Source organism: Streptomyces sp. 840.1, assembly GCF_003751445.1.
GTDB lineage: Bacteria > Actinomycetota > Actinomycetes > Streptomycetales > Streptomycetaceae > Streptomyces.
The window spans coordinates 5030597-5055816 of record NZ_RJUU01000001.1; the positions used below are offsets into that span (position 1 = coordinate 5030597).

A 25220-nucleotide genomic window follows, 5' to 3' on the forward strand; every position below is an offset into this window, starting at 1 on the left:
CGTTACGCGGCCGGCCCTCCCGCCGATGCCTTCCCGCTCAGCGCGTCCAGGTCGCTCTTGCGCACCCGGATCACCAGGGCCGCGGTCAGCAGGGCGAGGGCCGCCATGGCCACCGCCGCCATGAACGCGGTCGAGATGCCCTGGGCGAGCACCTGGTGGCCCCAGCTCCCCGGCAGTTCCCGGGTCCTGGCGAACTCCGCCTTCTGACCGGGCGAGGCCTTCGCCAGGAACTGCGGGACCTGCTTCTCCGCCTCGTTGCGGCTCGCCGTGCCGAAGACGGTGACCAGGATCGAGAGCCCCAGCGAACCACCCACCTGCTGGCTCGCGTTGAGCAGGCTGGAGGCCGCCCCCGCCTCGTGCTGGGCGACGCCGGAGACCGCGGTGAGGGTGAGCGTCACGAAGTTCAGGCCCATGCCGATACCGAAGAGCAGCATCGGTCCCAGGACCCCGGCCAGGTAGGAGCTGTCGGAGGATATGAACGTGAGCCAGCCGAGGCCCAGACCGGTGAGTGCCGCGCCGGTGACCATGAAGGGCTTCGGTCCGAGCACCGGAAGCAGCCGTTGCGAGACCCCGGCCCCGGCGGCGATCGCGACCGCTACGGGCAGGAACGCCAGGCCGGATTCGATCGGGGTGTAAGCCAGTACGTTCTGCACGAACAGCACGATGAAGAAGAACATGCCGAGCATGGCGGCGGCCAGGCTGAGCATGATGACGTAGGTTCCGGAGCGGTTGCGGTCGGCGAACATCCGCAATGGCGTGATCGGCTCCTTCGCGCGCATCTCGATGAGGACGAACGCGGCGAGCAGCACCACCGCGGCGCCGAACGAAGCCAGCGTGAGGGAGTCGCTCCAGCCCGCCTCGGACGCCCGGATGAACCCGTACACGAGCGAGGCCATGCCGAGGGTCGAGGTCAGGGCTCCCGAGATGTCGAAGCGGCCCGGATGCCTCTGCGACTCGTTGATGTACAGCGGGGCGAGTACGGCGATCAGGACGCCGATCGGCACGTTGACGAAGAAGACCCAGCGCCAGTCAAGCCACTCGGTGAGCATCCCGCCCGCCAGCAGGCCGACCGCGCCGCCACCGGCCGAAACGGCGGCGAACACACCGAAGGCGCGGTTGCGCTCCGGGCCCTCCGGGAACGTGGTGGTGATGAGGGCGAGCGAGGTCGGTGAGGCGATGGCGCCGCCGACGCCCTGGAGCGCGCGGGCCGCGAGCAACTGCCAGGGCTCCTGGGCGAATCCACCGAGCAGCGAGGCCAGGGTGAAGAGCAGGATGCCCGCCATGAAGACCCGGCGGCGGCCGAGGATGTCCCCGGCGCGGCCACCGAGCAGCAGCAGCCCGCCGAAGGTGAGTGTGTACGCGCTGAGGACCCAGGAGAGGTCGGTGGTCGAGAAGCTCAGGGCGTTCTGGATGTGTGGGAGTGCGATGTTGACGATCGTGGCATCGAGCACAACCATCAACTGACAGGCGGCGATGACGGTCAGGGCGATCCCCGGGCGGCCCTGCCGGCGTGCCGGGCTCGGTGCGTCCTGAATCGCTAACTGAGAGGTTGTCACTATGGATCCCCCACAAGTGAATTAGTGAACGGATCCGTTCACTGTCCTGGTAACGGTAGTGAGTCCCCTCCAGTGAACGCAAGCGTTCACTGGATCCGCTGTTGCCCGGTCGTGCCCGGATCCGCCGACCCGGCCGGGGGCCGCCCGGTCCCGTCCGGCCCACGTGCCGCCCTGTTCCGCCGTGCCCGTCCGGCCGGTGCGGGTGCGGCGGACCCGTTTCGATGGAGAGAAGCCCATGGACAGTTCGCGATCGGCAGCCGCCGCTCGGCCGCCGGTGGTGTCCCTTCGCCGCCGGGGATCCGTGCTGGAGCGCGCGATCCTCGAAGCCGCCCTGGAGCGGCTGAGCACGGTCGGCTGGAACGGGCTCACGATGGAGGGAGTCGCCGCCGGTGCCCAGACCGGGAAGGCGGCGATCTACCGGCGATGGCCCTCCAAGGAGGATCTGGTCGCCGACGCGTTGCGCCGTGCCCTGCCGGCGATGGGGGACGCGCCCGACTCCGGCAACATCCGTGACGACCTCTACCAGCTGTGCCGGACGCTGCGGGACGGCATGCTCTCCAAGTCCGGCGCCGCGCTGCGGTCGGTCCTTCACGAATGTGACGCGAGCACGGCCGAACGGTTCCAGTCGGTGATCCTCAACGGCGTGATCGCGCCGTCGACCGAACTCATCAGAGAGGTGGTGAGCCGTGGGGTCGACCGGGGGGAGGTCCGATCCGACGCCTTGCGGGGGATGGCCTTCGACGTGATCCCCGCGATGATGATGTATCGGAGCAAGGTGTGCGGCAGCGAATGGAGCGACGGTGACATCGCCGAGCTGATCGATGAGGTCGCGATGCCGTTCTTCCGCTCCGGCGCCCACTGAACCTCCCCGCCGCAGACGGTTCGGGGCGCCTCCCCGCGACGGCGTCGTGACCTGTTCTGCGGTACGGCGCCGGACGGCGGCGGCCGGCATGAGCCCCGGGGTGTTCCCGGCCGCCGCATCGGCGTACGCTTGCTGGCGCCATGCCGTATGAACCACCCACGCACACCGTCGAGCGCTCACTGCGCGCCACCACCGGTGCCAGGACCGTCGCCGGTGTCGACGAGGTCGGGCGCGGAGCGTGGGCGGGTCCGGTCACCGTGTGTGCCGCCGTCACCGGTCTCCGCAAGCCGCCCGCCGGGCTCACCGACTCCAAGCTGATCAGCCCCAGGCGCCGCGCTGAACTCGCGCCGCTGCTGGAGGGGTGGGTCACCGCGTTCGGTCTCGGCGACGCCTCACCGCAGGAGATCGACGAGCTCGGGATGACCGCCGCTCTGCGGCTCGCGGCCGTCCGTGCCCTGGAAGCGCTGCCGGTACGTCCGGACGCGGTGATCCTCGACGGCAAGCACGACTACCTGGGCTCGCCCTGGCAGGTCCGTACCGTCATCAAGGGCGATCAGTCCTGTGTGGCGGTCGCGGCGGCCTCGGTGATCGCGAAGGTCCGCAGGGACACGATGATGGCCGAACTCGGCGCGGAATCCGGTGAGTACGAGGACTTCGCGTTCGGTGCCAATGCCGGCTATCCGTCCCCCGTGCACAGGGCCGCACTGGAGGAGCGGGGCCCCACGGCCCATCACCGCCTCTCGTGGTCCTACCTGGACGCGCTGCCCAGGTGGCAGCACCTCAAGAAGGTCCGCTTCTCCGCCGAGGCGGCCGCACTGGAAAGCGGGGGCCAGCTCGGCTTCGACTTCTGATCGCACACACGTACCCACCCACTGGCGTCTTGTGCGTCAGTGTTTGATAGACAAACACCCATGCCTCTCATCCCCGAGGAGCCTCAGATTCACGAGAGCGCCCAGGGTCCCCGCGTCACTCCGGCCACCGGCCGCACCGCGTCGACCCCTCGTCCCGTACCCGGCCCGCGTACAGCGGCCACGCCGCGCCCCGGTCGTCCGGGTCCCGGCCCCGCGAGGCCCGCGCCGCAGGCGCAGCGTCCGCACCCCACTCCCGCAGCCCGGCCCCAGGCCGCCGCGCCGGAGAATCGTTCCGCACCGCAGCTCCAGGTGATCCCGGCCCCGGCCGACGGCGCGCTCGCCGCCGCCGACGAGGCGGTCGACCTGCTGCTCGACTCCGGTCGGGCTCCCGGCGACATCCTGGTGCTCACCACGGCCGAGCAGCACCCGTGGGCGACGCACGAGCTGTCCTTCGGCGAGGCCGCCTACTGGGCCCAGCACGAGGCCGGCGACGACGTGTTCTTCGCCGGAGCCGCAGCCGTTGACCGGTTGAAGTCCCGGCCGGTGGTGATCATCGCGGTCAACGGTGCCGTGGATGACGCCGCCACTCGCGCGCTGCACACCGCGCGGCAGAACGCCGGAGCCCTGCTGATCGTCTGCGGTGACCCGCAGCCGGTCAACGCGGCGCTCGGCGCGAGCGTCTGACGCAGCACCGGCGCGAACCCGTGGTGCCGCGGTCTGTCGGTGACGGCGGCCGCGGTGCCGCGGCCGGTCCGTGACCGGTCCTGCGGCGAACGGCTCCTGTGGCGACCCGGCTGCCCGAGAGGGCGGCCGGGGCCCACGGCCGGGGTCAGCGGGCCGCGCTGCGGTGCAGGGCCTGGGCGGCCCCGCCGCCGGTGCGCGACGGGGCCGGATCCTGGTCCAGTGCGGTGTCCGCGAGGGCGGTCGGGCGCGAGGTGGAGCTGGGGCGGCGTCCGCCCCGGCCCTCGCCCAGCACCTGCCAGCCACCGGTGGTCAGCGTGATGTAGGCGCCGCACCTCAGGCCGTGCAGGGTGCAGGCATCCCGCAGCCCCCACATCCACGCCCCGTCCTCCTCCGTCCAGCGCTCGTCCCCCTCGCGGCAGTAGAGAAGCACCGCCGTACGGACGGGGGTACGGCGACGGAGATCGTGCGGGATGACCCGGCGCAGGTGTGCCAGCAGCGAATTACGGAACTCCCAGCCGTCCGCCGTCACCGAGCGGCGGGCGAACGAGGCACTGGCCGTCAGGCGTTCCTCGTGGTCGAGCACGGCCACGACGGCGGTCGCCGGAGTCGGACGGTGTCGGGCGTGCAGGCCGCTGACGACCTCGCGCGGGCTGCGCAGCAGCGGTATGCCCGCCGCGGCCCACTCGGCCGGTTCGAGTATCCGGGCAAGGCGGTTGGCGGAGTCGGCGGCTGCCGACATCGAAGTGGCTGCGGACGGAGCGAATCCGAAGGTCACGGTCCTCCCTTCGCATACGCGCCCACGATGCGGGCAGGGTCGGGTGAGGGCGCGCCGCGGCACAGCCCTTCCGGGCCGCGAAAGAACTGTGCGGGGAGCGAGTCCAATTCTCCCTGGCGTATCGGCAGGCGGCAACGAGCAATTGGGGCAGCTGACGGTAATCAGCTGGAATGACACGGATATCCCTGCCCAGTCGGGCCCCGGATGACGCCACCTGTCACGCCTGAACCAGCCAGGACCAGCAGAAACACCGCGTCAGCCCCAGGGCCACGACGAACGTCTCGTGCGGCGCCAGGACGCGATGCGCGCTGCCGGCCGGGGACATCCGGATTCCGTCGGCCCCCGGCACACGGCGCTGAGGGCCGGGCCCCGGCACCCTCGATTCACGCAGCGATGCGCACCCTTGGTGAGCCCGCCGTCACGGTGGGTGGATTCGCTGATTGTCAGTGCCATCGGGTTGCATGGGGGTATGGACGCACTGGAGCTACGCACCGAAGCCGACGCCATCCTCGCCGAGCTGATCGGCGCCCCGGGAAGTTCGGCGCGGTTGCGGGAGGACCAGTGGCAGGCGGTGGCGGCCCTGGTGGAGGAGCGGCGTCGCGCGCTGGTGGTGCAGCGCACCGGGTGGGGCAAGTCGGCTGTGTACTTCGTGGCCACCGCGCTGTTGCGCCGGCGCGGGGCAGGCCCGACGGTGATCATTTCTCCGCTGCTGGCGCTGATGCGCAACCAGGTCGAGTCGGCGGCGCGGGCGGGTATCCGGGCACGCACCATCAACTCGGCCAATCCCGAGGAATGGGAAACGATCTACGGAGAGGTGGAGCGCGGCGAGACCGACGTTCTGCTCGTGAGCCCGGAACGCCTCAACTCGGTGGACTTCCGTGATCAGGTACTGCCGAAACTCGCGGCGACCACTGGTCTGCTGGTCGTCGATGAGGCCCACTGCATCTCCGACTGGGGTCATGACTTCCGGCCGGACTACCGGCGGCTGCGCACCATGCTCGCGGAGTTGCCTGCGGGAGTACCGGTGCTGGCCACGACGGCGACCGCGAATGCGCGGGTGACGGCGGATGTGGCGGAGCAGTTGGGCACGGGGGGCGGGGACGCTCTGGTTCTGCGTGGCCCGCTGGACCGGGAGAGCCTTCGGCTGGGTGTGCTGGAGTTGCCGAATGCCGCACACCGGCTGGCGTGGCTGGGGGAGCGGCTGGGGGATCTGCAGGGGTCGGGGATCATCTACACGCTGACGGTCTCCGCGGCGGAGGAGGTCGCCGCGTTCCTGCGGCAGTGCGGATATCCGGTGGCTTCCTACACGGGGAAGACGGAGAACGCCGAGCGCTTGCAGGCGGAGGAGGATCTGCTGGCGAACCGGGTGAAGGCCCTGGTCGCCACGTCCGCGCTCGGGATGGGCTTCGACAAGCCGGACCTCGGTTTCGTGGTGCACCTGGGGTCACCGTCGTCTCCGATCGCCTACTACCAGCAGGTGGGGCGTGCGGGGCGTGGTGTGGACCATGCGGATGTGCTGTTGCTGCCGGGCAAGGAGGACGAGGCGATCTGGGCGTACTTCGCCTCGGTCGGTTTCCCGCCCGAGGAGCAGGTGCGTCGCACGCTGTCGGTGCTGGAGGAGGCCGGTCGTCCGTTGTCGCTTCCGGCGCTCGAGCCGTTGGTGGATCTTCGGCGTTCGCGTCTGGAGACGATGCTCAAGGTCCTGGACGTGGACGGGGCGGTCAAGCGGGTCAAGGGCGGCTGGACGTCCACGGGGCAGCCGTGGGCGTACGACGCGGAACGGTACGCCTGGGTTGCGAAGCAGCGGGCTGCGGAGCAGCAGGCGATGCGGGACTACGTGGCCACCACTGGATGCCGGATGGAGTTCCTGCAGCGGCAGCTCGACGACGAGAAAGCGGTGCCGTGCGGTCGCTGCGACAGGTGCGCCGGTCCTTGGCTGGACCCCGCTGTCTCTTCCGCCGCCCTGGCGACGGCGACGGGCGAGCTGGACCGGCCCGGGGTCGAGGTCGAGCCCCGCAAGATGTGGCCGACCGGACTCGCCTCGGTCGGCATGGACCTCAAGGGCCGTATCCCCGCAGGTCAGCAGGCAGTCACCGGGCGTGCGCTGGGCAGGCTGTCGGACATCGGCTGGGGCAACCGCCTGCGGCCGCTCCTGTCGGCGCAGGCAGCCGATGGGCAGGTTCCCGACGATGTGCTGAACGCCGTCGTCACGGTGCTGGCGGACTGGGCCCGCTCCCCGGGCGGCTGGGCGAGCGGCTCTCCCGACGCAGTGGCGCGGCCCGTGGGCGTTGTCGCTGTGCCGTCCCGCACCCGCCCGCAGCTGGTCGGCTCGCTGGCCGAGGGCGTGGCCCGGGTCGGCAGACTCCCGCTTCTGGGCAGTCTGGCGTACACCCCGAACGCCGATGAGTATGCGGCGCACCGCAGCAACTCCGCCCAGAGGCTGCGCGCCCTGGGCGACTCGTTCGCCGTGCCCGCTGAACTCGCCGCCGCCCTGGGCGGGACCCCCGGCCCGGTCCTGCTCGTCGACGATTACACCGACTCCGGCTGGACCCTGGCCGTTGGCGCACGTCTTCTGCGCCAGGCCGGTGCAGCCCAGGTGCTGCCGCTCGTCCTCGCCCTGGCCGGGTAGCCGCAGCCACCCTGGTGCCGGTCCGGGACCTGGGGCGCTGTGCGGCCACCGGGCACACCGCGGTGTCGCGGTGTGCCCGATGGCCGTCTGCTGTGCGGGCGACGGCGTCGTGCTCCGCCCGCACGGAGTCGGTGCGAGGTCAGCCGGCGGCGACGTCTTCCGCGACCCCGGTCTCCGGGGCTGCCTCGTCACCGGGCCGGCTGGATGCGGCGTTCCTGGGGCCGCGCAGGGCGACGTAGACGACCAGTACGGCCATGACTGCGGCACCGGTCCACATGGCCTGCTGCCAGCCGTCGACGAAGGACTGCTGCGCGGCGTCGACCAGGTCGTGTGCGTGCGAACCGGTGCCGGGTGCCACCTCGACGGCGGTGGCGATGCCTTCGCGGGCGGTGTCCGCGGCGCCTGCGGGAATGCCGTCGAGCCTGCTGTCGATGGCGCTGCGGTAGCCGGTGGCCAGGAGCGCGCCGAGCATGGCGACACCGAGAGCGGTGCCGAACTCGCGGGTGACATCGTTGAGCGCGGACGCAACGCCTTGCCCGGCTCGGGGCAGGGAGCTGGTGATGGCCTCGGTGGAGGGCGTCATCGACAGACCCATGCCGATGCCCATGGCGAGCATCCCGGCCAGGATGGACGGGTAACCGCCGTCCACGGACACGAACACGGCCATCAGGACCAGGCCGAGCGTGGCCAGTGCGACGCCCACCGTCATGGTGGAGCGGGCGCCGATCCTGCCGCCCATCTTGGGCGCCAGGCCGGAGGCCATCATCATCATGACGGCCATCGGCATCATCGCCACGGTGGACAGCAGCCCGGACCAGCCCAGTACGGCCTGGAAGAACGGGAAGAGGACGACCGCGATACCGGCCTGGACACCGAAGACGACGAGCAGGGTGACGGAGCCGCCGGCCAGGCCGCGCTCACGGAAGAGGCGTACGTCAAGCAGCGCCGCGTCGCGGCGGCGCAGCTCCCAGGCTACGAAGGTGACGGCGGCGATGACACCGACGGCCAGGCTGATCAGAGTGACGGGGGAGGTCCAGCCGCGTTCCGGGCCCGTCTGCAGGACGAGGATGAGGCCGATCACGGCGATCGTGGAGACCAGTGCGCCGATGGTGTCGAAGGAATGGGGGGAGCGTTCGCGGGAGTTGGGCACTGATTTCAGTGTCATCACCAGCGCGATGACACTCAGGACCACGGGCAGTACGAACAGCCGGCGCCAGTCGGCGACGTCGACCAGCAGGGCGGAGAGGAACATGCCCAGAATGCCGCCGCCCCCGGCGACGCCGGTCCACACGCCGATCGCCTTGCCTCGTTCCTTCTCGGGGAAGGTGGACGTGATGACGGCCAGCGTGATCGGCATGATCATCGCGGCGCTGATGCCGGCGGCCACGCGAGCGCCGATCATCACCGCGGCCGACGGGGCCAGTCCCGCGACGACGCCGGCGGCACCGAAGATGATCAGCCCGGTGATCAGCATGGGCTTGCGGCCCAGACGGTCACCGATCGCGCCGAGCGGCAGCAGCAGGGCAGCCAGGGCGAGGGTGTAGATATTGATGATCCACAGAACAGTGCTCTGCGAGGCGCCCCATTCGACTGCCATGTGCGTCTGGGCGACATTCAGCCCGGACACCGAGGCGATGACAGCCATCAACGCGATGGAGACGGCGATGAGGATCGCGCGGAGCTGACGCGCATCCGGCGCGCCTGCGCCGTCCACTGGCACGTCCGATGCCTGGGGAGGCTGATTGGTGCTCATGGTTTCCTTCCGAAAAGGGCATGGGGAATCAGCGCCGGGACAGAGCCGGTCGCCAATCCGGTGAGACGGGAACTTGTTCAGCGCCCGGACCGCTGAATGCCGGGCGCGCGGATTTTCAGCAGCGGAGGCCGGGTGTCCAGCGGGTGGTCTTCTGTGCGGCGGCGAGCGCGGCATCGGTGTCCGCGGTGGCCGGCAGGGCGTTGTTGTGGGAGCCGGCCGCGCCGACCTGAGCGGTGAGGTCGGCGGCGTTGACTGCCACCCACACGCCGGGGATCTCGGTGGTGCCTGCCATGGCGGGGGTGAAGTGGCAGCCGATGTTGTCGGGCAGGTCCTCCAGCGGCAGCTTCAGACCCTCCAAGCCCTCGGTACGGGCTTCCAGTCGTGCGGCCGCAGCCAGAACCCGCCGCGCCACGAACGTGCCGCCGGACAGGCGGACGCCTGCGGGACAGCCCTTAGGTGCCGCGCGTGAAGTAGATGAGGTCATCCGTCAACTGGCGCAACAGCCAGGTGTGATGGACGGAGGCGGGGCCGGTGGTGAGGATGCCGATCGGCTCGTCGCCGACCTCCCAGCCGTGGCAGTACGGGCAGCGCACCACGCTGTGACCCCAGTGCTCGGCGAAGGCCGGTATCTCGGGCAGCACGTCGCGCAGGACCGTGGCTACCCGCTCGCGGCGAGCCGCCGGCGTACGGCCGTCGGCCAGGGTGAGGGCGAACCGCAGATCACCGTCCGCTGCGAGGGCGCCGGCTCGGGCCGTGGCCACGTCCCGAGGACGACTCGGCCGCCGTGCTCGCGAACCTGTCGGCGTCCGCACTCAAGGATGTCGGAGGGCACGGTGCCTTCCAGGACGATGTAGCCGTGCATGGCGGCGACGGGGGCGTTGCGCGGGGTGCCGCTGTCGATCACGACGACGGAGCGGCGCGAGCGGGCCGGCATCAGTGCGCCGTTCAACCCTGCGGCGCCGCCGCCGATCACCACCGCATCCACGGTCTCGGTGGGCAGTGCGTCGCTCTCGTAGTGGGAAGTCCGCGCAGACATGTCGCGCCCTTTCGTCGTACGTGGTCCCCCGTGCCAGACCATCTGAGTTCGACGTTAGGACCGCTTTGCATCAAGGGCATATCATTTTGCCTATGACGCAAGACGATGGACAGCTGGACAGCCTCGTACGCAAAAGGATCCGCGCGCTGCGCATCGCGCATGGCTGGTCACTGGAGGAGCTGGCCACCCGCGCCAACCTCAGCCAGTCCTCACTGAGCCGTATCGAGAACGGTCCCCGCCGCCTCGCGCTCGATCAGCTGGTCACCCTCGCCCGCGCGCTGGACACCACCCTGGACCAGCTCGTGGAGAACGCCGCCGACGACGTCGTCGTCAGCCCGACGATCGATGGCGCGCACGGTCTGATGCGCTGGCCCGTAAAGGGCGACCCCGGTATGAGCGTGATGCGTCAGCGGATGACCGACCCGCCGCCCGACAACCCGGCCCGCATGCGCGCCCACCCCGGCCGCGAATGGCTGGTGGTGCTGTCCGGTACCGCCATCCTCATGCTCGGCCACCGGCGCTTTCGCGTCGAGACCAACCAGGCCGCGGAGTTCCCCACGATGATGCCGCACGCCATCGGCGCCGAAGGCGGACCGTGCGAGATCATGGGCATCTTCGACCGCGATGCCCGCCGCGGCCATCAGAAGGATGCCGGTGCCGACGGCTCGGAAGCCGATTGCGGCGGCGCCCGCGGTCCCCGCGAGTAGGGGGCCGCGGTCGGCGGCAAGCATCTGAGCGGTGACGGTCTCGGTGCAGGACCGGCAGCCCGCTGACCACGGACGCGGGGCCGGAGGGAGTCCACGCCCAGGCAGTGCTGGGCCTACGGGTGCACCTGCTCCCAGCGAGCCGACTCGGCGCGAGCCACTTCGGCGTCGTAGTGACACGCGTCGAAATGGAACTCTGGTGGAGGGGAGTGGTCGCCGGTGTGGGCCGCCCTCGGAACCACCCAGTCCGACCACGTCACGATCCCCCCGAATCGCTGCACGGCCATGGACAGGAAGCCGCAGCAACCGCCGGTGCACTCCGGTTCTCCCAGCTCCAAGCGGCGAGCCTCGTCGGCCGCCCGCAAAGGGCTGGGCCGCCCCGCAGGGAGCAGATCGGCGGCGTACGTTCCGCGGCCGCCCTCACCGATGGCCCCTTCGACGATGTCCTCGCTGTTGACCCGGAACCGCACCTGAGCGGCGAACCGGCTTCCCGGCGGCAACACCTTGATCTCCAGACGATCAAACATCAGGCCACCCTAGGGTCTTTCGTTTGGATCAGGCCGGATCAGGGTGCGTGCCGGACACCGCGAGCCCGGCATGATCCAAACGAAAGACCCTAGGGGTGCGCTGATGTCTGCGTGCCGCCCAGTCGGCGTCCGATTCCACCCGTCGCACGCTGGGCCGACCTGCGGGCGTCCTTGTCAGTGAACCCGGTCGCTCCTCGGTGCGACGTCTTTGATCCTCATCGGAGTTCCGTCCGGGGCGAAGGGGTGCTGGAAGGCGAAGGCGCGCGGTGCGGAGCCGTGCTCGTCGAGGTGTTCCAGCCTGGAGACCCCGTCCTGCCAGGTGGGGATCACGCCGTCGGAGACCCACCAGAACGCGTAAGGCGGGTGCCCGGTCCTTTCGAACCAGTCGTAACGCCTGTTCAGTGCCTCACGGTGCAGACCGGTGTAGATGGCGTCGAAGGCGGGGCGCAGACCGGTCCAGAGGGAGAGGGTCGCGGCCAGGGCGGTGGTTTCCGCGGTACGGCCCTTGCCGTACCAGGTCGGTACGGCGAACTCTCCCCATGTACCCCAGTCCAAGTCGAAGTGCGAGCCCTGATCGCCTTCTGCCGCTTGCGCATGAGCAAGGTATCCGTGGTGCTGGCTGATCTTCTGGTAGATGGCATAGGCGCCGTCGTGGAACTCGCGTGTGAGGGGTGCGGGGTCGGCGAGAGGTGCCTTCAGGACGCCGAATGTGTACAGAACAAGATGGGGCATGCGTCTCTCCCTGGTCGGGTGTGCCTGCTGTGGGCCCGGTTCGGTCGCCTATGCATGGGGCGAGGACGGGTGGGGCGTGAGCAACTCCTCCCGGGCCTACCTGAAGTAATCTCTCTGCGACCGTGTGTGACCGCCGAAGCCCAGGAGAAGGTAGCTGCCTGTGCGGGCGATGTCGAAGTTGTGTTTTTCCCGTCCAAGTGGCCTCTTGCGCAGGCCTCGCTGGGGCCGGGGCGGTTGCGCTGTCTGCCGTCGTCGAAGTCCGCATAGCCCGGCGACCGTGGAGGGGTGGCGTCGAAGGCCGGTGTGCCGTGGTGACGTCGGTGGCGTCGACCGGGGTGGATGAAGCGAGCTCGTCGACGCCAGGTCGCTGTCCACTGTTTGGATCGTCGTGCGGTGCGGACTGTTCGGAGGGAGACGGTGCTGGTCAGCCGCTTTTCAATAGTCCGGTGAACGTACTATGGTCGCTCGCATGGTTGATCGCAGCACAACCGTGCGGGAACCGACCCTGCTCATACTCACCGCTCTGGCCGGCACGCCCCGACACGGCTACGCGCTGGCTCAGGAAGTGCTGACGATTTCTCAGGGCCGCGTGCGGCTGCGCACCGGGACGCTCTACGGGTCCCTCGAGCGCCTCCAGGGGGAAGGCGTGATTGAGGTCTTCTCGGAGGAGCGGATCGCGGGGAGGCTCCGGCGCACGTACACGCTCACGCGCACCGGCCGAGACGCCCTCGCCGCGGAGGTTCGGCGTATCGATGCCACCGCCCGCGAAGCCCCCCGACGCTTCAAGCAAGCCACCATCGAACCGACCGGAGCCCCCGCATGACCGACGCCCGGCACTCCTCCCGTGTCCTGTCGCTCTACCCTCGCCGATACCGGGCAAGGCATGGCCCCGAGATCCTGCAGATGCACCGGGATGCCGTGGAGGGCGCCTCAGCGACTGCCGTACGTCTGGAGCAACTGGACATCGCGGCACATGCGTTGCGCGTGAGAACCCATACCGGCTCCAGCCACCGGGCCGGCCGCTTCCTGGTGGTCACGGCCCCGTACGCCCTGGCGGCTGCCGGGTCGATCGCTGCCGCCGGGCTGACCACCGCCGTGGCGGACGCAATGCGTGGCGGGAGCCCGGCCGGTTTGGACGCCCTTGGCGCAGCGGTCTGCATGACCGTGCTGGCAGCCGGCGCGGTTGCCTGCCTGGGGCGTTGGACGATGTCCCGGGCACTGGCGGCGCTTTCCCTCACGGCGCTGATTGCAGGAGCCCAGGGATCCGCCTGGCTCATCCCGCTGTTGGCCCTCGTGGCGGTGATGCCTGCGGGGACCGTGCCAGGCAGAGATGACCGCCGTCCGGCTGTGGCCTACGCCGTCATTACCTGGTTGCCTTCCCTCTGTGCGGCGCTTTCGGACGACCGGCACTTCTTTCTCGGGGCGATCCAGCAACTCGGTCCCGTCATGCTGCTGATCGCCATCCGCACAGCGGCCCCGGACGCCCGCCCCCGACACATCCTCGCGATCCTGGTGGCCGGGGCCCCATGGGCCACGTCAGCTGCGGGCTCACCGATCGGTGGTGCCATCGTCATCACAGCCCTCACCATCGCCTGGGGAGCCGGCCGCCTGTCCCGAGGGCGGGTTCCTGTCGCTACCTAGAGCGGCCGTCTCGTTCGGTCACGGAGCCGACCACGGGGGAGAGGCCTGCGATATGCACTCCGGCCGGGTGGCCTGCGATATGCACTCCGGCCGGGTTGATCGTGCGAAGCCGGCGCGGGCCCTGCACCAATCCGGCCCGCTCGGCTCGGGCCCGCCACCGGTCCTCAGGCCTCGCACACGGAGGCGGCCGAAGCCCCCGCACTCTGCACGGTCTGCGTTGGTCATGAACCCATGCAACCCGATGGGTACGACAAACCGCGAACGGCCGTACGGCCCCTGTGGATAACTTATCCACAGGGGGTCGCGGATTCTTGCCCGGCACGAGACCGTCATCGCATGAACAAGCACCACGAATCCACCGGCCCGTCCGACGAGCAGCAGATCACCCTGCGAGGCCCGGCCGAGCTGGCCGACGCACTCCCGTATCTCATGGGATTCCATCCGAACGACAGCGTGGTCATGGTCGCTCTGCACGGCGGCCGGGGGCGCTTCGGCGGGCGGCTCAGGCTCGGCATTCCGCAGTCCGCGCAGGAGTGGCCATCGGTTGCCGAGCAACTCGCGGAGTGTCTGATCAAGGGGAGCGAGCGGCGTGGCGACCGGCCCGACGCGATCGTCATCTTCCTCTGCCAGGATCCTGCCGGCGCAGAGACCGGCAACCAGATCATGGAGCGGCTGCGGCCCTTCGCCCAGCGACTGCGCACGGCCTGTGGCGCACTGGATGTGCCGGTGCTCGAGGCGCTCTGCATCTCCGGCGACCGCTACTGGTCCTATTGCTGCCCCGACGCCCGGTGCTGTCCGGTCGACGGCACTCCGCTGGCCGTGCCAGGCACCTCGGTCATGGCGGCGGCAGCTGCGTACGCGGGCATTCAAGTGCGTGGTTCGCTGCGTGAGATGGAGGCGAGGCTGGCGCCCCTGGCGGCCGCGGCGGGCAGGGAACAGCAGCAGGCGCTCGACCGGGTGGGGGCCGTGCTGCTGCCGAAGCTGCTCGACGAGGAAGGCCGCAAGGAGCTCGGCGGATCCACCTTGAAGCTCGCCCGGGAGCTCATGAAGCGCCTCGGGGCGACGCCTGCGGCGATGCCCTCGCTGTCCGACCTCAACGACGACCGGCTGATCAGCCATGAGGAGGCCGCCGCGGTGATTCTCGGCCTCCAGGACCGGGAGGTCCGTGACAGGGCCGCGGAATGGATGGAAGGCCCCGAGGCGGAGTCGGCGCTGAGGCTGTGGCGAGCGCTGGCCCGCCGTTGTGTCGCGCCGTACGTGGAGCACGCGGCGGCTCCGCTGACCCTGGCGGGCTGGGTCGCGTGGTCCACCGGTGACGAGCCGGCCGCGCGGGTCGCGCTCGGCCTCGCTCTGCGGCTGGACCCCGGGTACACCTTCGCCCAGCTGCTGCACGAGGCCTGCAACCAGGGCCTCGACCCGGAGACGCTGCGGCGCTGCCTGCGCGGCGAACGCGCCACGCGGACGGTACGGCGGGGCCACCACCGCACGGGACGGGTCGCGGGGGCCCGTCCCGTACGCGCTCAGGCGGCCGGGCAGCGCGGGACGCGGCAGGGGCCCGCCCGGCCCGGAGCGACCGGCCGGCGCCGCGCCGGACAGGGCCGCCAGCCCCGGACGCTCGGCCGTCGGGGGGCCAGGACCCGCCGATGACGGCAGGCGCGGTAAGGGCCCCGGCCCCTGGGCCCCGAGGCGCGGGGGAGCGCGGGGCGGCGTGCGGCCGGGGCGCTGCGAGCCGGTGTCGGGACGGATGAAGAGCGCGACGAAGGGAGTGTTTATCGTCAGGCAGACGACTATGATCACGACATGCCGCCCTACGACCCGTCGACCTTCCCGCCCTTCGCCGTCACAGTCGACCTGGTCGTGCTCACAGTGCGCCGTCACGCGCTCTGCGCGCTGGTGGTGCGACGAGGTGAGTCGCCGTTCCAGGGCAGGTGGGCGCTGCCCGGCGGCTTCGTCAGAGCCGATGAGGACCTGGGCGCCGCCGCGGCGCGTGAGCTCGTCGAGGAGACCGGGCTCTGCGCACACGACGCTGCGGTTCCGGCCGTCGGGAACGGTGCCCATCTCGAACAGCTCGCCACCTACGGGGACCCCGGGCGCGACCCGCGGATGAGGGTCGTCAGCGTCGCCCATCTCGCGCTGGCACCTGACCTGCCGGCCCCCCGGGCGGGCGGGGACGCGAACAGTGCGCGCTGGGCACCCGTCGGGGACCTGCTCGGGCCCGAGGGCGGATTCGGCCGCGACGGCGAGCACCCGGCGCCGTTGGCCTTCGATCACGCGCGGATCCTGGCCGACGGGGTGGAGCGGGCCCGCTCCAAGATCGAGTACTCCTCGCTGGCCACTGCCTTCTGCCCGCCGGAGTTCACGGTCGGCGAGCTGCGCCGGGTGTACGAAGCGGTCTGGGGCGTCGTGCTCGACCCGAGGAACTTCCACCGCAAGGTGACGGGCACCCCCGGCTTCCTGGTGCCCTCCGGCGGCACGACCACCAGGCAGGGCGGACGTCCGGCGCAGCTCTTCCGGTCGGGCGCGGCCACCGTACTCAACCCGCCGATGCTCCGTCCCGAGGTCTGATCCCGCGGCGTCGGGCTCGTCCGCGCCGGTGCCGTACAAGCGTGCGTGCCTGAATCCGGGATCGGGACAGGGGTGCGGCAGCTGCCTCCGGACGCGCGCAGGCAGGGCCGGAACGCCGTGGATACCGCATTCCGCAAAAAGTCCTATATGTCGGGTTATCTTTCTGCGGTACCCACTGCCGTCGAGCGGTCTCACCTCGTGCGAGAGAAGCGATGCTCCAGGCCATCGGACTCACCAGCGCCCGCCACCGCGGACTACCGCCCGCCGTGGACGACCTCACGTTCGAGGCCGGCTCCGGCTGCGTCACCGCCCTCCTGGGCGCGCGGGGTTCCGGCAAGACCTCGGCCCTGCGGCTGATGCTCGAACTCGACCCGGGCCGGGGGATCACCTACTTCCGCGGCAGAGCCCTGCACCGCGTCGCACACCCTGCCCGTGAGGTGGGAGTGGTCCTCGGAGACGTGCCGGGCCACCCGGTCCGCACCGCCCGGGGGCAGCTCCGCATGCTGTGCGCCGCGGCGGGCGTCCCGGCGTCCAGGGCCGACGAACTGCTCGACACCGTCGGCCTGGCCGGGCTCGGTGACCAGCGCATCGCGTCGCTCTCCCCGGGCATGGACCGGAGGCTGGCCCTCGCCTCCGCGCTGCTCGGCGACCCGCACACGCTCATCCTCGACGAACCCACGGAGGGCCTCGACGCGCGGGAGGCCGACTGGCTGCACGGGCTGCTGCGGGCCCATGCCGCCAGGGGTGGCACAGTGCTCTACACCACCAGCGACGCCAAGGAGGCCGCGAGGTCGGCGGGGCAGGTGGCCGGGCATGTGGTGTCCATCGACGCCGGGCGGCTCGTCGCCGACCAGGATGTCGCGGAGTTCGCACGCACCCGGCTCCGTCCCCGCGTCGCGGTCCGTTCCCCGCACGCCGCCCGCCTTGCCGCGATCGTGAGCCGGGAGGCACGGGCGGCCCGGCGCTCCGTCGAGGTCATCACCGAGGCGAGCAGCAGCCGGCTCTCCGTCTACGGCAGCAGTTGCGCGGAGATCGGTGACACGGCGTTCCGGCACGGGCTTCCCGTTCACCAGCTCGCCGACGAGACCGGGGACACCGGCCCGGCCGCAGGCCACACGGCTCCGCCTCGCCCGGCCCACGGCACGACCGGGCGAGGCGGCACGGAGACCGCCCCCACCGCGCAACCCACTACCCCCACCGAGAAAGCCGCCGCCCCCACCGCGCACCCCGTCGCACACCTCGCGCACCCCGCAGCCCCCGCCGGGCCGGGCCTTCCGCCGCCGATCAAGCGGCGGCCCGCCCGTGGTCCGCTGCGCCCGGTGCGTTACGAACTGCGCCGTCTCTTCGGGGTCAGGACCACGACCCTGATCATGGCCGTCGCCCTGATCGCATCGGCCGGGATCTCCGTACTGCTCGCCCGCGACGGCCGTACGCCGCTGCCCAACGTGCTTGCCGCCTGGCCCTCCCTGCTCCCGCTGCCGCCCGCCGCGATCTGTGCGGGTCTGCTGGGGGCGCTGTCCTTCGGCGACGAGTTCCGCTATCCCGCGCTCGCCGCCGGACGCGGAACCGTGCCCCGCCGCCTCGGGCTGCTCCTCGCCAAGCTGGCGGTGTCCGCAGGTGTCGCCGTGCTGCTCGCCCTGCTCGTCGTACTGGCCTCCGCGGCATCTCTTCGCCTCGTGTACGGCGGCGACTTGCTCCGGATTCCGCCGAATGTGATGTCGCTCGCCGTGAGTTGGTCGGGCCTGACCATCGGCTGCGCCTGGGCCGGGCTGCTGGCCGCCGGGGTGTTCCGGGTGACCGCGGCAGGCGTGGCCGCGGTGCTCGCCGTTCCGGTGCTGATGGTTCCGCTCGTCCAGAGGATGCCGAAGGCGCCGACCGCGCGTTCGACGACCGGACTTCCGGGGCGGCTGCGGGAACTGGTCTGGCCGCAGTGGCCGCACGAGACGGACCGGTGGGTACTGGCCGCGATGCGGGTCGCGGCGCATCCGGTGGGAACCGCATTGGCCCTGTCGTTGTCAGTCCTCATCTGCGCGTATCTGTTCACCAGCGTTCGCGGCAGGGTGCGTTGGTGATCACGGGGTGGCGCCGGAACGCCAAAAGTCTCACAACTCCAGTTGAAATGCCCGTTTTGAGCCGATAAGGCGTCAATTGAGAAGCGGGTGCCGATCACCCTTTCGTGTGCTTTTCACCAAAGACCTCAAGGGGTGGCTGAGCCGCGCCGACAAAGGATGCGTGAGTACCCTTGCGCACACCATGATGACCGCCGCCCGCACTGCCGACTCCGGCCTCGCCGGCTCGGGCGAACTCGACCGATACCCCTACGCGGAGACGCCGGCCGGCGAGCGTGCCGCCATTCGTTCCTGGGGCGGTACCGACAATGAGCTGGGCAGGGTGGGCCGGCGGGGATCGGCCAGCCGTGGCCGAGGCCTCCACGGCCAACTTGTCCAGCAGCTGGGACAGATGATCGTTTCCGGGGACCTGGGCGCGGACCGCCCTCTGGTGCCGGAGGAGATCGGCCAGCGTTTCGAGGTCTCCCGCACCGTCGTGCGGGAGTCGCTGCGCGTGCTGGAGGCGAAGGGGCTGGTGAGCGCCCGGCCCAATGTGGGTACCAGGGTCAGGCCTGTCAGTGACTGGAATCTGCTCGACCCCGACATCATCGAATGGCGCGCCTTCGGCCCGCAGCGCGACGACCAGCGTCGCGAGCTCAATGAGCTCCGGTGGACGATCGAACCCCTCGCCGCCAGCCTCGCCGCGGGCCACGGCCGGGATGACCTTCAGCAGCGCCTTGCCGACATGGTCGAGATCATGGGGCACGCGCTCGGACAGGGGGACGTGATCACCTGCGCCCGCGCCGACGCGGAGTTCCATGCCCTTCTGATCCAGGCCGCGGGCAACCGCATGCTTGAGCACCTCTCCGGGATCGTCTCCGCCGCCCTGCATGTCTCGGGTGGCCCGGTGACCGGTTGCGACCGTCCGAACGAGGGATCGCTCGGCCATCACGCGCGGATCGTCGAGGCCCTCGCGTCCGGCGACTCCGCGGGCGCCGAATCGGCCATGCGCCAGCTGCTCACGGTCCCGCTGGAGTCCGAGTCGGCCGAACCGGTGGTGCCGGCCCCGCGCGAGCGCGAGCACTGAGCACTGCACTTGGCGGGTGTACCGGCCGTGTGCCGCCGGGCCTCCGCGGTCCGGCGGCATAATTGTGAGGGGATGCCCCTCATGGTCGCGTTCGTCGGAATTGGGGTGTGACTCGGGCCACGCGGATTGGGCGTAACACTCCTCGAAACAGCGCGATGACTTAAGAGGTGACCGCCGCGGAAGGAATACAGCAGCCATTCAGTGCGCTGTGCAGTTCTGAGGCATAGCCCGCGCCGTCGGCACATTCCCAGCCGACGGTCGTCGGTTCAGCCCTCTCCGGGGCCGGGCCGGAAGCCGTTTCCATCGTTCCGAGAGGTTGTTCGTGTCGGCCAGCACATCCCGTACGCTCCCGCCGGAGATCGCCGAGTCCGAATCTGTGATGGCGCTCATCGAGCGGGGAAAGGCTGATGGGCAGATCGCCGGCGATGACGTGCGTCGGGCCTTCGAGGCTGACCAGATTCCGCCAACCCAGTGGAAGAACGTTCTGCGCAGCCTCAACCAGATCCTCGAGGAAGAGGGTGTGACGCTGATGGTCAGTGCCGCGGAGCCGTCCAAGCGCGCCCGCAAGAGCGTCGCAGCCAAGAGCCCGGTCAAGCGCACCGCCACCAAGACTGTCGCGGCCAAGACCACCGTGACGCGTACCGTCGCGGCCACCGCCGCCCCGTCCGCCGAGACCGTGGACGTGGTGGCCGATGACGCCACCGCGGCCGCCCCCGCGAAGAAGGCGGCAGCCAAGAAGACGGCTGCCAAGAAGACCGCCGTGAAGAAGACCGCGGCCAAGAAGACCGCGGCCAAGAAGGCCGGCAAGCAGGACGACGAAGCCCTCGACGGCGACGACGCAGCCGAGGAAGTCAAGGCCGGCAAGGGTGAGGAAGAGGAGGGCGAGGGCGAGAACAAGGGCTTCGTCCTCTCCGACGACGACGAGGACGACGCACCTGCGCAGCAGGTCGCCGTCGCCGGCGCCACGGCCGACCCGGTCAAGGACTACCTGAAGCAGATCGGCAAGGTCCCGCTCCTCAACGCCGAGCAGGAGGTCGAGCTCGCCAAGCGCATCGAGGCGGGCCTGTTCGCCGAGGACAAGCTGGCGAACTCCGACAAGCTCGCGCCGAAGCTCAAGCGCGAGCTGGAGATCATCGCGGAGGACGGCCGCCGCGCCAAGAACCACCTGCTGGAGGCCAACCTCCGTCTCGTGGTCTCGCTGGCCAAGCGGTACACCGGCCGCGGCATGCTCTTCCTGGACCTGATCCAGGAGGGGAACCTCGGTCTGATCCGCGCGGTCGAGAAGTTCGACTACACCAAGGGCTACAAGTTCTCCACGTACGCCACCTGGTGGATCCGTCAGGCGATCACCCGCGCCATGGCCGACCAGGCCCGCACCATCCGTATCCCGGTGCACATGGTCGAGGTCATCAACAAGCTCGCCCGCGTGCAGCGTCAGATGCTCCAGGACCTGGGCCGCGAGCCCACCCCGGAGGAGCTGGCCAAGGAACTCGACATGACCCCCGAGAAGGTCATCGAGGTCCAGAAGTACGGCCGCGAGCCGATCTCCCTCCACACCCCGCTGGGTGAGGACGGGGACAGCGAGTTCGGTGACCTCATCGAGGACTCCGAGGCGGTCGTCCCGGCCGACGCGGTCAGCTTCACGCTCCTCCAGGAGCAGCTGCACTCGGTGCTCGACACCCTGTCCGAGCGTGAGGCCGGTGTGGTCTCCATGCGCTTCGGTCTCACCGACGGACAGCCCAAGACGCTGGACGAGATCGGCAAGGTCTACGGGGTGACGCGTGAGCGCATCCGGCAGATCGAGTCGAAGACCATGTCGAAGCTGCGTCACCCGTCGCGTTCGCAGGTGCTGCGCGACTACCTCGACTAGGTCGGGGAGTATCCGGAACGAGGGCCCGCATCCCAGAGGGACGCGGGCCCTCGGCCTATGTGGGGGTGCGGATCGGCGTCGGCGGAATGACTCTGGGTAGGCATGGTCCATCACAGAGTCAGGAGTACGTATGTCCCGTACCGTCGTCCGCACCATGACGGGGGCGCTCGCCCTCACCGCTGCCGCGGCCGTGATACCGCTCGCCGCCCCCGCCTCGGCAGTCGCGGACAGCATCGTCATCGGGGGGCAGCCCGCTCATGTCAAGGACAGTCCGTGGGTGGTGGCGCTCTCCAGCCGCAGCCGGTTCGGGGATGCCCGCGCCGGCCAGTTCTGCGGCGCCGTGGCAGTGGGGCCGAAGAAGGTGCTGACGGCCGCGCACTGCCTCAGCAGTGAGGCGCTCGGGAGCGATGTCAGCCAGGTGAGCGATCTGCGGATCATTTCCGGACGGGACGAGCTGAACGGTTCCGGCGGCAAGGAGATCGCGGTGAGCGGTACGTGGGTCAACCCCGGGTTCGACGCCACCACCAACAGCGGGGACGTCGCGGTGCTGACCCTCGCCGAGGCGCTGCCCGAGCAGGACGTGATCCCGATGGCCGAAGCCGGTGACGACGGCTACCGGGCGGGGACCGCCGCGGTCGTCTACGGGTGGGGGGACACCACGGGCAACGGTGACTACGCCTCGTCACTCCGGTCCGCGAATGTGAGCATTCTGCCGGACAGCTCGTGCGAGGAGGCCTACCCGGGCGGCAGGAGCGGCACGTACGAGGCCTCAGCGATGCTCTGTGCGGGCGAACCGCAGGGCGGGTACGACGCCTGCCAGGGCGACAGCGGAGGGCCTCTGGTGGCCCATGGGCGGCTTGTGGGGCTGGTCTCCTGGGGGGCGGGCTGCGGCCGGGCCGGGAGCCCCGGGGTCTATACGCGGATCTCCGCCGCCATCGGGTGGATGGCGGACGCGGTCTGACCGTCGCGGCTCCGAGTACGAGAACGGGCGGCTCCCTCCTGTGGAGGGAGCCGCCCGTCGGTCGGTACGGGACCGGCCCCTGGCTCGTCGTGGATGCGAGGTGTCAGTGTTGTTCCTCTTCGGCGGCTTGGGCCTGCACGGCCGTCAGCCGATCCGTCTCATCCTGTATTTCCGCGGCGATCTTCTTGAGTTCCGGCTCGAACTTGCGACCGTGGTGGGCGCAGAAGAGCAGTTCACCGCCACTGATCAGGACGACGCGCAGGTATGCCTGGGCGCCGCAACGGTCACAGCGGTCTGCTGCGGTCAGCGGGCTCGCGGGGGTCAGAACAGTAGTCACGTCGCCTCTTCTCTAGCTCGACGAGCTGTCGTACCAGGGTCAACATCCAACCAGGCCGAAAACGTTCCCGCTCGTGGCTTTTCTTCGAAACTTCTTCTCGGGATGGCTGTCTGTTGCCGGTTCGCGGCGAATGTGCCGTATTGCGTGGCGCTACGGTTTCGCGTTGCTTGTCTTGGTGGGTCCGTCCGGACGGCTGGCTTGCCGACTTGTTCATGAGGACGTGCCCGGAGCCTAAATGGTTCATGCCTGGAAGGGAACGTGATGTGCACGTCACTCAGACGAGGGATCGAACGTGTATGCGAGGCTGGACTACTGTGAGGGTTCTCCTGGGGTGGCGTTACACCCGCTCTACCAGGCCTCGGTACCCTCTCAGCGGCAACCGAAGCCGAGCCCGTTACCCACTGGGCCCCAAATGAAATTCAGCGAGGAGCGAACCGCGTGACCGCCGATACGTCCGTGCCGTCCACTGCGCTGCTGACCGGAGCAGACCAAGACGGTTCCAACTACACCGCGCGGCATCTGCTCGTACTCGAGGGGCTCGAAGCGGTTCGCAAGCGCCCCGGTATGTACATCGGGTCCACCGACAGCCGCGGCCTCTTGCACTGCCTCTGGGAGATCATCGACAACTCCGTCGACGAGGCTCTCGGCGGTTACTGCGATCACATCGAGGTCATCCTCCACGACGACAACTCCGTCGAGGTCCGCGACAACGGCCGAGGCATCCCCGTAGACGCGGAGCCCAAGACCGGCCTGTCCGGCGTCGAGGTCGTGATGACCAAGCTGCACGCCGGAGGCAAGTTCGGCGGTGGCGCGTACGCCGCCTCCGGCGGTCTCCACGGCGTGGGCGCCTCCGTCGTGAACGCCCTCTCCGCCCGGCTCGACGTGGAGGTCGACCTCCACGGCGCGACCCACTCGATCAGCTTCCGCCGCGGGGTCCCCGGCATGTTCACCGAGCAGGGGCCGGACAGCCCCTTCGACCCGGCCAGCGGGCTGCTCAAGGGCAAGCGGGTCCCGAAGGCGCGCACCGGTACGAGGGTGCGGTACTGGGCCGACCGGCAGATCTTCCTCAAGGACGCCAAGCTCGATCTGGACACGCTCCACCAGCGGGCCCGCCAGACCGCCTTCCTCGTCCCCGGTCTCAGCATCGTCGTGCGCGACGAGCGGGGTCTGAACGGGGAGGGCAAGACCGAGGAGACGTTCCGCTTCGACGGCGGGATCAGCGAGTTCTGCGACTACCTCGCCCAGGACAAGGCCGTCTGCGACACCCTGCGCCTGTCCGGGCAGGGCACGTTCAAGGAGACCGTGCCCGTCCTGGACGAGCGCGGCCACATGACGGCCACCGAGGTCACCCGGGAGCTGGTCGTCGACATCGCCATGCGCTGGGGCACCGGCTACGACACCACCCTCAAGTCCTTCGTCAACATCATCGCCACCCCCAAGGGCGGCACCCACGTGACCGGGTTCGAACGCTCGGTGACCAAGACGGTCAACGAAGTGCTCCGTTCGGCGAAGATCCTTCGCGTCGCCGAGGACGACATCGTCAAGGACGACGCCCTGGAGGGCCTCACCGCGGTCGTGACCGTGCGGCTGGCCGAGCCCCAGTTCGAGGGGCAGACCAAGGAGGTGCTCGGGACCTCCGCGGCCAACCGGATCGTCGCCAACGTGGTCACCAAGGAGCTCAAGGCCTTCCTGACGTCCACCAAGCGCGATGCGAAGGCCCAGGCCAGGGCGGTCCTGGACAAGGCGGTGGCCGCCGCGCGCACCCGGATCGCGGCCCGTCAGCACAAGGACGCGCAGCGCCGGAAGACGGCTCTGGAGTCCTCCTCGCTCCCCGCGAAGCTCGCCGACTGCCGCAGTGACGACGTCGAGCGCAGCGAACTGTTCATCGTGGAGGGCGACTCCGCGCTCGGCACCGCCAAACTGGCCCGGAACAGCGAGTTCCAGGCGCTGCTGCCGATCCGCGGCAAGATCCTCAACGTTCAGAAGGCGTCCGTGTCGGACATGCTGAAGAACGCCGAGTGCGGCGCGATCATCCAGGTCATAGGAGCGGGGTCGGGGCGGACCTTCGACATCGACGCCGCCCGCTACGGCAAGATCGTCCTGCTGGTCGACGCCGATGTGGACGGCGCCCACATCCGGATCCTGCTGCTGACCCTCTTCCAGCGGTACATGCGGCCCATGGTCGAGGCGGGGCGGGTCTTCGCCGCGGTGCCCCCGCTGCACCGGATCGAGCTCGTCCAGCCGAAGAAGGGCCAGGACAAGTACATCTACACGTACTCGGACAACGAGCTGCGCCAGCGGCTGCTGGAGCTCCAGCGCAAGAACGTCCGGTACAAGGACTCGATCCAGCGCTACAAGGGGCTGGGCGAGATGGACGCCGACCAGCTCGCGGAGACCACGATGGACCCGCGCTTCCGCACCCTGCGGCGGATCAACATCGGCGACCTGGAGTCGTCCGAGCAGGTCTTCGACCTGCTGATGGGCAACGAGGTGGCCCCCCGCAAGGAATTCATCACCAGTTCGGCCGCCACACTGGACCGCTCGCGCATCGACGTCTGATTCCGCGGCCGGCGCACGACCGGCCCGCACGGCACCGGAGCCG

General features: G+C 70.0%; 23 protein-coding genes. 14 read left to right on the forward strand and 9 right to left on the reverse strand.

All coding sequences use genetic code 11. The features are described from left to right. Positions 1–2 precede the first annotated feature (2 nt). Positions 3–1556, reverse strand: coding sequence for an MFS transporter (locus EDD93_RS22950; RefSeq protein ID WP_123526943.1), 1554 nt, complete (start codon positions 1554–1556; stop codon positions 3–5). Positions 1557–1791: 235 nt separating this feature from the next. Between EDD93_RS22950 and EDD93_RS22955 the strand changes: the two genes are divergently transcribed. The 3 genes from EDD93_RS22955 to EDD93_RS22965 all read left to right on the forward strand — a co-directional run bounded on the left by EDD93_RS22955 (position 1792) and on the right by EDD93_RS22965 (position 3953). Further along, entirely contained in the window at positions 1792–2418 is a 627-nt protein-coding gene (locus tag EDD93_RS22955) for a TetR/AcrR family transcriptional regulator (RefSeq protein WP_123526944.1), read from the forward strand. Between the two features lie 140 nt (positions 2419–2558). Next, positions 2559–3269, forward strand: coding sequence for a ribonuclease HII (locus tag EDD93_RS22960; RefSeq protein ID WP_123526945.1), 711 nt, complete (start codon positions 2559–2561; stop codon positions 3267–3269). A 60-nt stretch (positions 3270–3329) separates the two neighbouring features. Next, positions 3330–3953 (forward strand): hypothetical protein, encoded by a 624-nt coding sequence (locus EDD93_RS22965; protein ID WP_123526946.1) that lies wholly within the window; start codon positions 3330–3332, stop codon positions 3951–3953. Positions 3954–4098: 145 nt separating this feature from the next. Here the strand turns inward: EDD93_RS22965 and EDD93_RS22970 are convergent, their stop codons facing one another. Next, a complete protein-coding gene (locus EDD93_RS22970) occupies positions 4099–4728 on the reverse strand; it encodes a hypothetical protein (protein WP_123526947.1) in 630 nt (209 codons plus the stop codon). 469 nt (positions 4729–5197) lie between these two features. Between EDD93_RS22970 and EDD93_RS22975 the strand changes: the two genes are divergently transcribed. Then, positions 5198–7357: a RecQ family ATP-dependent DNA helicase gene (locus EDD93_RS22975; RefSeq protein ID WP_123526948.1), complete on the forward strand. Its 2160-nt coding sequence runs from the start codon at positions 5198–5200 to the stop codon at positions 7355–7357. Between the two features lie 139 nt (positions 7358–7496). On the opposite strand, the gene EDD93_RS22980 is transcribed toward EDD93_RS22975, so the two are convergent. The 4 genes from EDD93_RS22980 to EDD93_RS40325 all read right to left on the reverse strand — a co-directional run bounded on the left by EDD93_RS22980 (position 7497) and on the right by EDD93_RS40325 (position 10146). Further along, positions 7497–9110: an MFS transporter gene (locus EDD93_RS22980; protein ID WP_123526949.1), complete on the reverse strand. Its 1614-nt coding sequence runs from the start codon at positions 9108–9110 to the stop codon at positions 7497–7499. A gap of 115 nt (positions 9111–9225) precedes the next feature. Beyond that, entirely contained in the window at positions 9226–9468 is a 243-nt protein-coding gene (locus EDD93_RS40315; protein ID WP_260255817.1) for a hypothetical protein, read from the reverse strand. 94 nt (positions 9469–9562) lie between these two features. After that, positions 9563–9751 (reverse strand): hypothetical protein, encoded by a 189-nt coding sequence (locus EDD93_RS40320; protein WP_260255819.1) that lies wholly within the window; start codon positions 9749–9751, stop codon positions 9563–9565. A gap of 17 nt (positions 9752–9768) precedes the next feature. Beyond that, the gene (locus EDD93_RS40325; protein WP_260255820.1) at positions 9769–10146 is read right to left on the reverse strand and encodes an FAD-binding protein; all 378 of its coding nucleotides are present in this window, start codon (positions 10144–10146) and stop codon (positions 9769–9771) included. A 92-nt stretch (positions 10147–10238) separates the two neighbouring features. Between EDD93_RS40325 and EDD93_RS22990 the strand changes: the two genes are divergently transcribed. After that, positions 10239–10853: an XRE family transcriptional regulator gene (locus tag EDD93_RS22990; RefSeq protein WP_123526950.1), complete on the forward strand. Its 615-nt coding sequence runs from the start codon at positions 10239–10241 to the stop codon at positions 10851–10853. Between the two features lie 113 nt (positions 10854–10966). Here the strand turns inward: EDD93_RS22990 and EDD93_RS22995 are convergent, their stop codons facing one another. Both EDD93_RS22995 and EDD93_RS23000 read right to left on the reverse strand, forming a co-directional pair. Next, complete coding sequence (locus tag EDD93_RS22995) at positions 10967–11377, reverse strand: hypothetical protein (protein WP_123526951.1); 411 nt, start codon at positions 11375–11377, stop codon at positions 10967–10969. A 174-nt stretch (positions 11378–11551) separates the two neighbouring features. Beyond that, positions 11552–12109, reverse strand: coding sequence for a DUF3291 domain-containing protein (locus tag EDD93_RS23000; protein WP_123526952.1), 558 nt, complete (start codon positions 12107–12109; stop codon positions 11552–11554). Between the two features lie 469 nt (positions 12110–12578). Between EDD93_RS23000 and EDD93_RS23005 the strand changes: the two genes are divergently transcribed. From EDD93_RS23005 to EDD93_RS23040, 8 genes are all read left to right on the forward strand, one after another. Beyond that, positions 12579–12932 carry a PadR family transcriptional regulator gene (locus EDD93_RS23005; protein WP_123527929.1) on the forward strand — a complete coding sequence of 118 codons (354 nt, stop codon included), beginning with the start codon at positions 12579–12581 and terminating at the stop codon, positions 12930–12932. After that, positions 12929–13750 carry a hypothetical protein gene (locus tag EDD93_RS23010; protein ID WP_123526953.1) on the forward strand — a complete coding sequence of 274 codons (822 nt, stop codon included), beginning with the start codon at positions 12929–12931 and terminating at the stop codon, positions 13748–13750. Before EDD93_RS23005 ends, EDD93_RS23010 begins: the two co-directional genes overlap by 4 nt. A 336-nt stretch (positions 13751–14086) precedes the next feature. After that, positions 14087–15397, forward strand: a complete 1311-nt coding sequence (locus EDD93_RS23015) for a DUF4192 domain-containing protein (RefSeq protein ID WP_123526954.1) — start codon at positions 14087–14089, stop codon at positions 15395–15397. Positions 15398–15550: 153 nt separating this feature from the next. Beyond that, on the forward strand, positions 15551–16315 hold the full coding sequence (locus tag EDD93_RS23020) for an NUDIX domain-containing protein (protein WP_123526955.1): 765 nt from the start codon (positions 15551–15553) through the stop codon (positions 16313–16315). 212 nt (positions 16316–16527) lie between these two features. Then, positions 16528–18387, forward strand: coding sequence for an ATP-binding cassette domain-containing protein (locus EDD93_RS23025; RefSeq protein ID WP_123526956.1), 1860 nt, complete (start codon positions 16528–16530; stop codon positions 18385–18387). Positions 18388–18568: 181 nt separating this feature from the next. After that, complete coding sequence (locus EDD93_RS23030) at positions 18569–19450, forward strand: FadR/GntR family transcriptional regulator (protein ID WP_311318336.1); 882 nt, start codon at positions 18569–18571, stop codon at positions 19448–19450. A gap of 322 nt (positions 19451–19772) precedes the next feature. After that, positions 19773–21320: an RNA polymerase sigma factor gene (locus EDD93_RS23035; protein WP_123527930.1), complete on the forward strand. Its 1548-nt coding sequence runs from the start codon at positions 19773–19775 to the stop codon at positions 21318–21320. Positions 21321–21450: 130 nt separating this feature from the next. Then, positions 21451–22281: a trypsin-like serine protease gene (locus EDD93_RS23040; RefSeq protein ID WP_123526958.1), complete on the forward strand. Its 831-nt coding sequence runs from the start codon at positions 21451–21453 to the stop codon at positions 22279–22281. A gap of 103 nt (positions 22282–22384) precedes the next feature. Here EDD93_RS23040 and EDD93_RS23045 read toward each other — a convergent pair whose 3' ends face one another. Beyond that, positions 22385–22618 (reverse strand): hypothetical protein, encoded by a 234-nt coding sequence (locus EDD93_RS23045; protein ID WP_024489001.1) that lies wholly within the window; start codon positions 22616–22618, stop codon positions 22385–22387. Positions 22619–23056: 438 nt separating this feature from the next. On the opposite strand from EDD93_RS23045, the gene EDD93_RS23050 reads away from it, so the two are divergent. After that, positions 23057–25177 carry a type IIA DNA topoisomerase subunit B gene (locus EDD93_RS23050; RefSeq protein WP_123526959.1) on the forward strand — a complete coding sequence of 707 codons (2121 nt, stop codon included), beginning with the start codon at positions 23057–23059 and terminating at the stop codon, positions 25175–25177. The last annotated feature ends 43 nt before the right edge of the window (positions 25178–25220 follow it).

Excerpts from the sequence above, each read along its gene's own strand:
- EDD93_RS22955 (WP_123526944.1), top strand. The coding sequence starts at position 1,792 with ATGGACAGTTCGCGATCGGCAGCCGCCGCTCGGCCGCCGGTGGTGTCC.
- EDD93_RS22960 (WP_123526945.1), top strand. The coding sequence starts at position 2,559 with ATGCCGTATGAACCACCCACGCACACCGTCGAGCGCTCACTGCGCGCC.
- EDD93_RS22965 (WP_123526946.1), top strand. The coding sequence starts at position 3,330 with ATGCCTCTCATCCCCGAGGAGCCTCAGATTCACGAGAGCGCCCAGGGT.
- EDD93_RS22975 (WP_123526948.1), top strand. The coding sequence starts at position 5,198 with ATGGACGCACTGGAGCTACGCACCGAAGCCGACGCCATCCTCGCCGAG.
- EDD93_RS22980 (WP_123526949.1), bottom strand. The coding sequence starts at position 9,110 with ATGAGCACCAATCAGCCTCCCCAGGCATCGGACGTGCCAGTGGACGGC.
- EDD93_RS40325 (WP_260255820.1), bottom strand. The coding sequence starts at position 10,146 with ATGTCTGCGCGGACTTCCCACTACGAGAGCGACGCACTGCCCACCGAG.
- EDD93_RS22990 (WP_123526950.1), top strand. The coding sequence starts at position 10,239 with ATGACGCAAGACGATGGACAGCTGGACAGCCTCGTACGCAAAAGGATC.
- EDD93_RS22995 (WP_123526951.1), bottom strand. The coding sequence starts at position 11,377 with ATGTTTGATCGTCTGGAGATCAAGGTGTTGCCGCCGGGAAGCCGGTTC.
- EDD93_RS23000 (WP_123526952.1), bottom strand. The coding sequence starts at position 12,109 with ATGCCCCATCTTGTTCTGTACACATTCGGCGTCCTGAAGGCACCTCTC.
- EDD93_RS23005 (WP_123527929.1), top strand. The coding sequence starts at position 12,579 with ATGGTTGATCGCAGCACAACCGTGCGGGAACCGACCCTGCTCATACTC.
- EDD93_RS23010 (WP_123526953.1), top strand. The coding sequence starts at position 12,929 with ATGACCGACGCCCGGCACTCCTCCCGTGTCCTGTCGCTCTACCCTCGC.
- EDD93_RS23015 (WP_123526954.1), top strand. The coding sequence starts at position 14,087 with ATGAACAAGCACCACGAATCCACCGGCCCGTCCGACGAGCAGCAGATC.
- EDD93_RS23020 (WP_123526955.1), top strand. The coding sequence starts at position 15,551 with ATGCCGCCCTACGACCCGTCGACCTTCCCGCCCTTCGCCGTCACAGTC.
- EDD93_RS23025 (WP_123526956.1), top strand. The coding sequence starts at position 16,528 with ATGCTCCAGGCCATCGGACTCACCAGCGCCCGCCACCGCGGACTACCG.
- EDD93_RS23030 (WP_311318336.1), top strand. The coding sequence starts at position 18,569 with ATGATGACCGCCGCCCGCACTGCCGACTCCGGCCTCGCCGGCTCGGGC.
- EDD93_RS23040 (WP_123526958.1), top strand. The coding sequence starts at position 21,451 with ATGTCCCGTACCGTCGTCCGCACCATGACGGGGGCGCTCGCCCTCACC.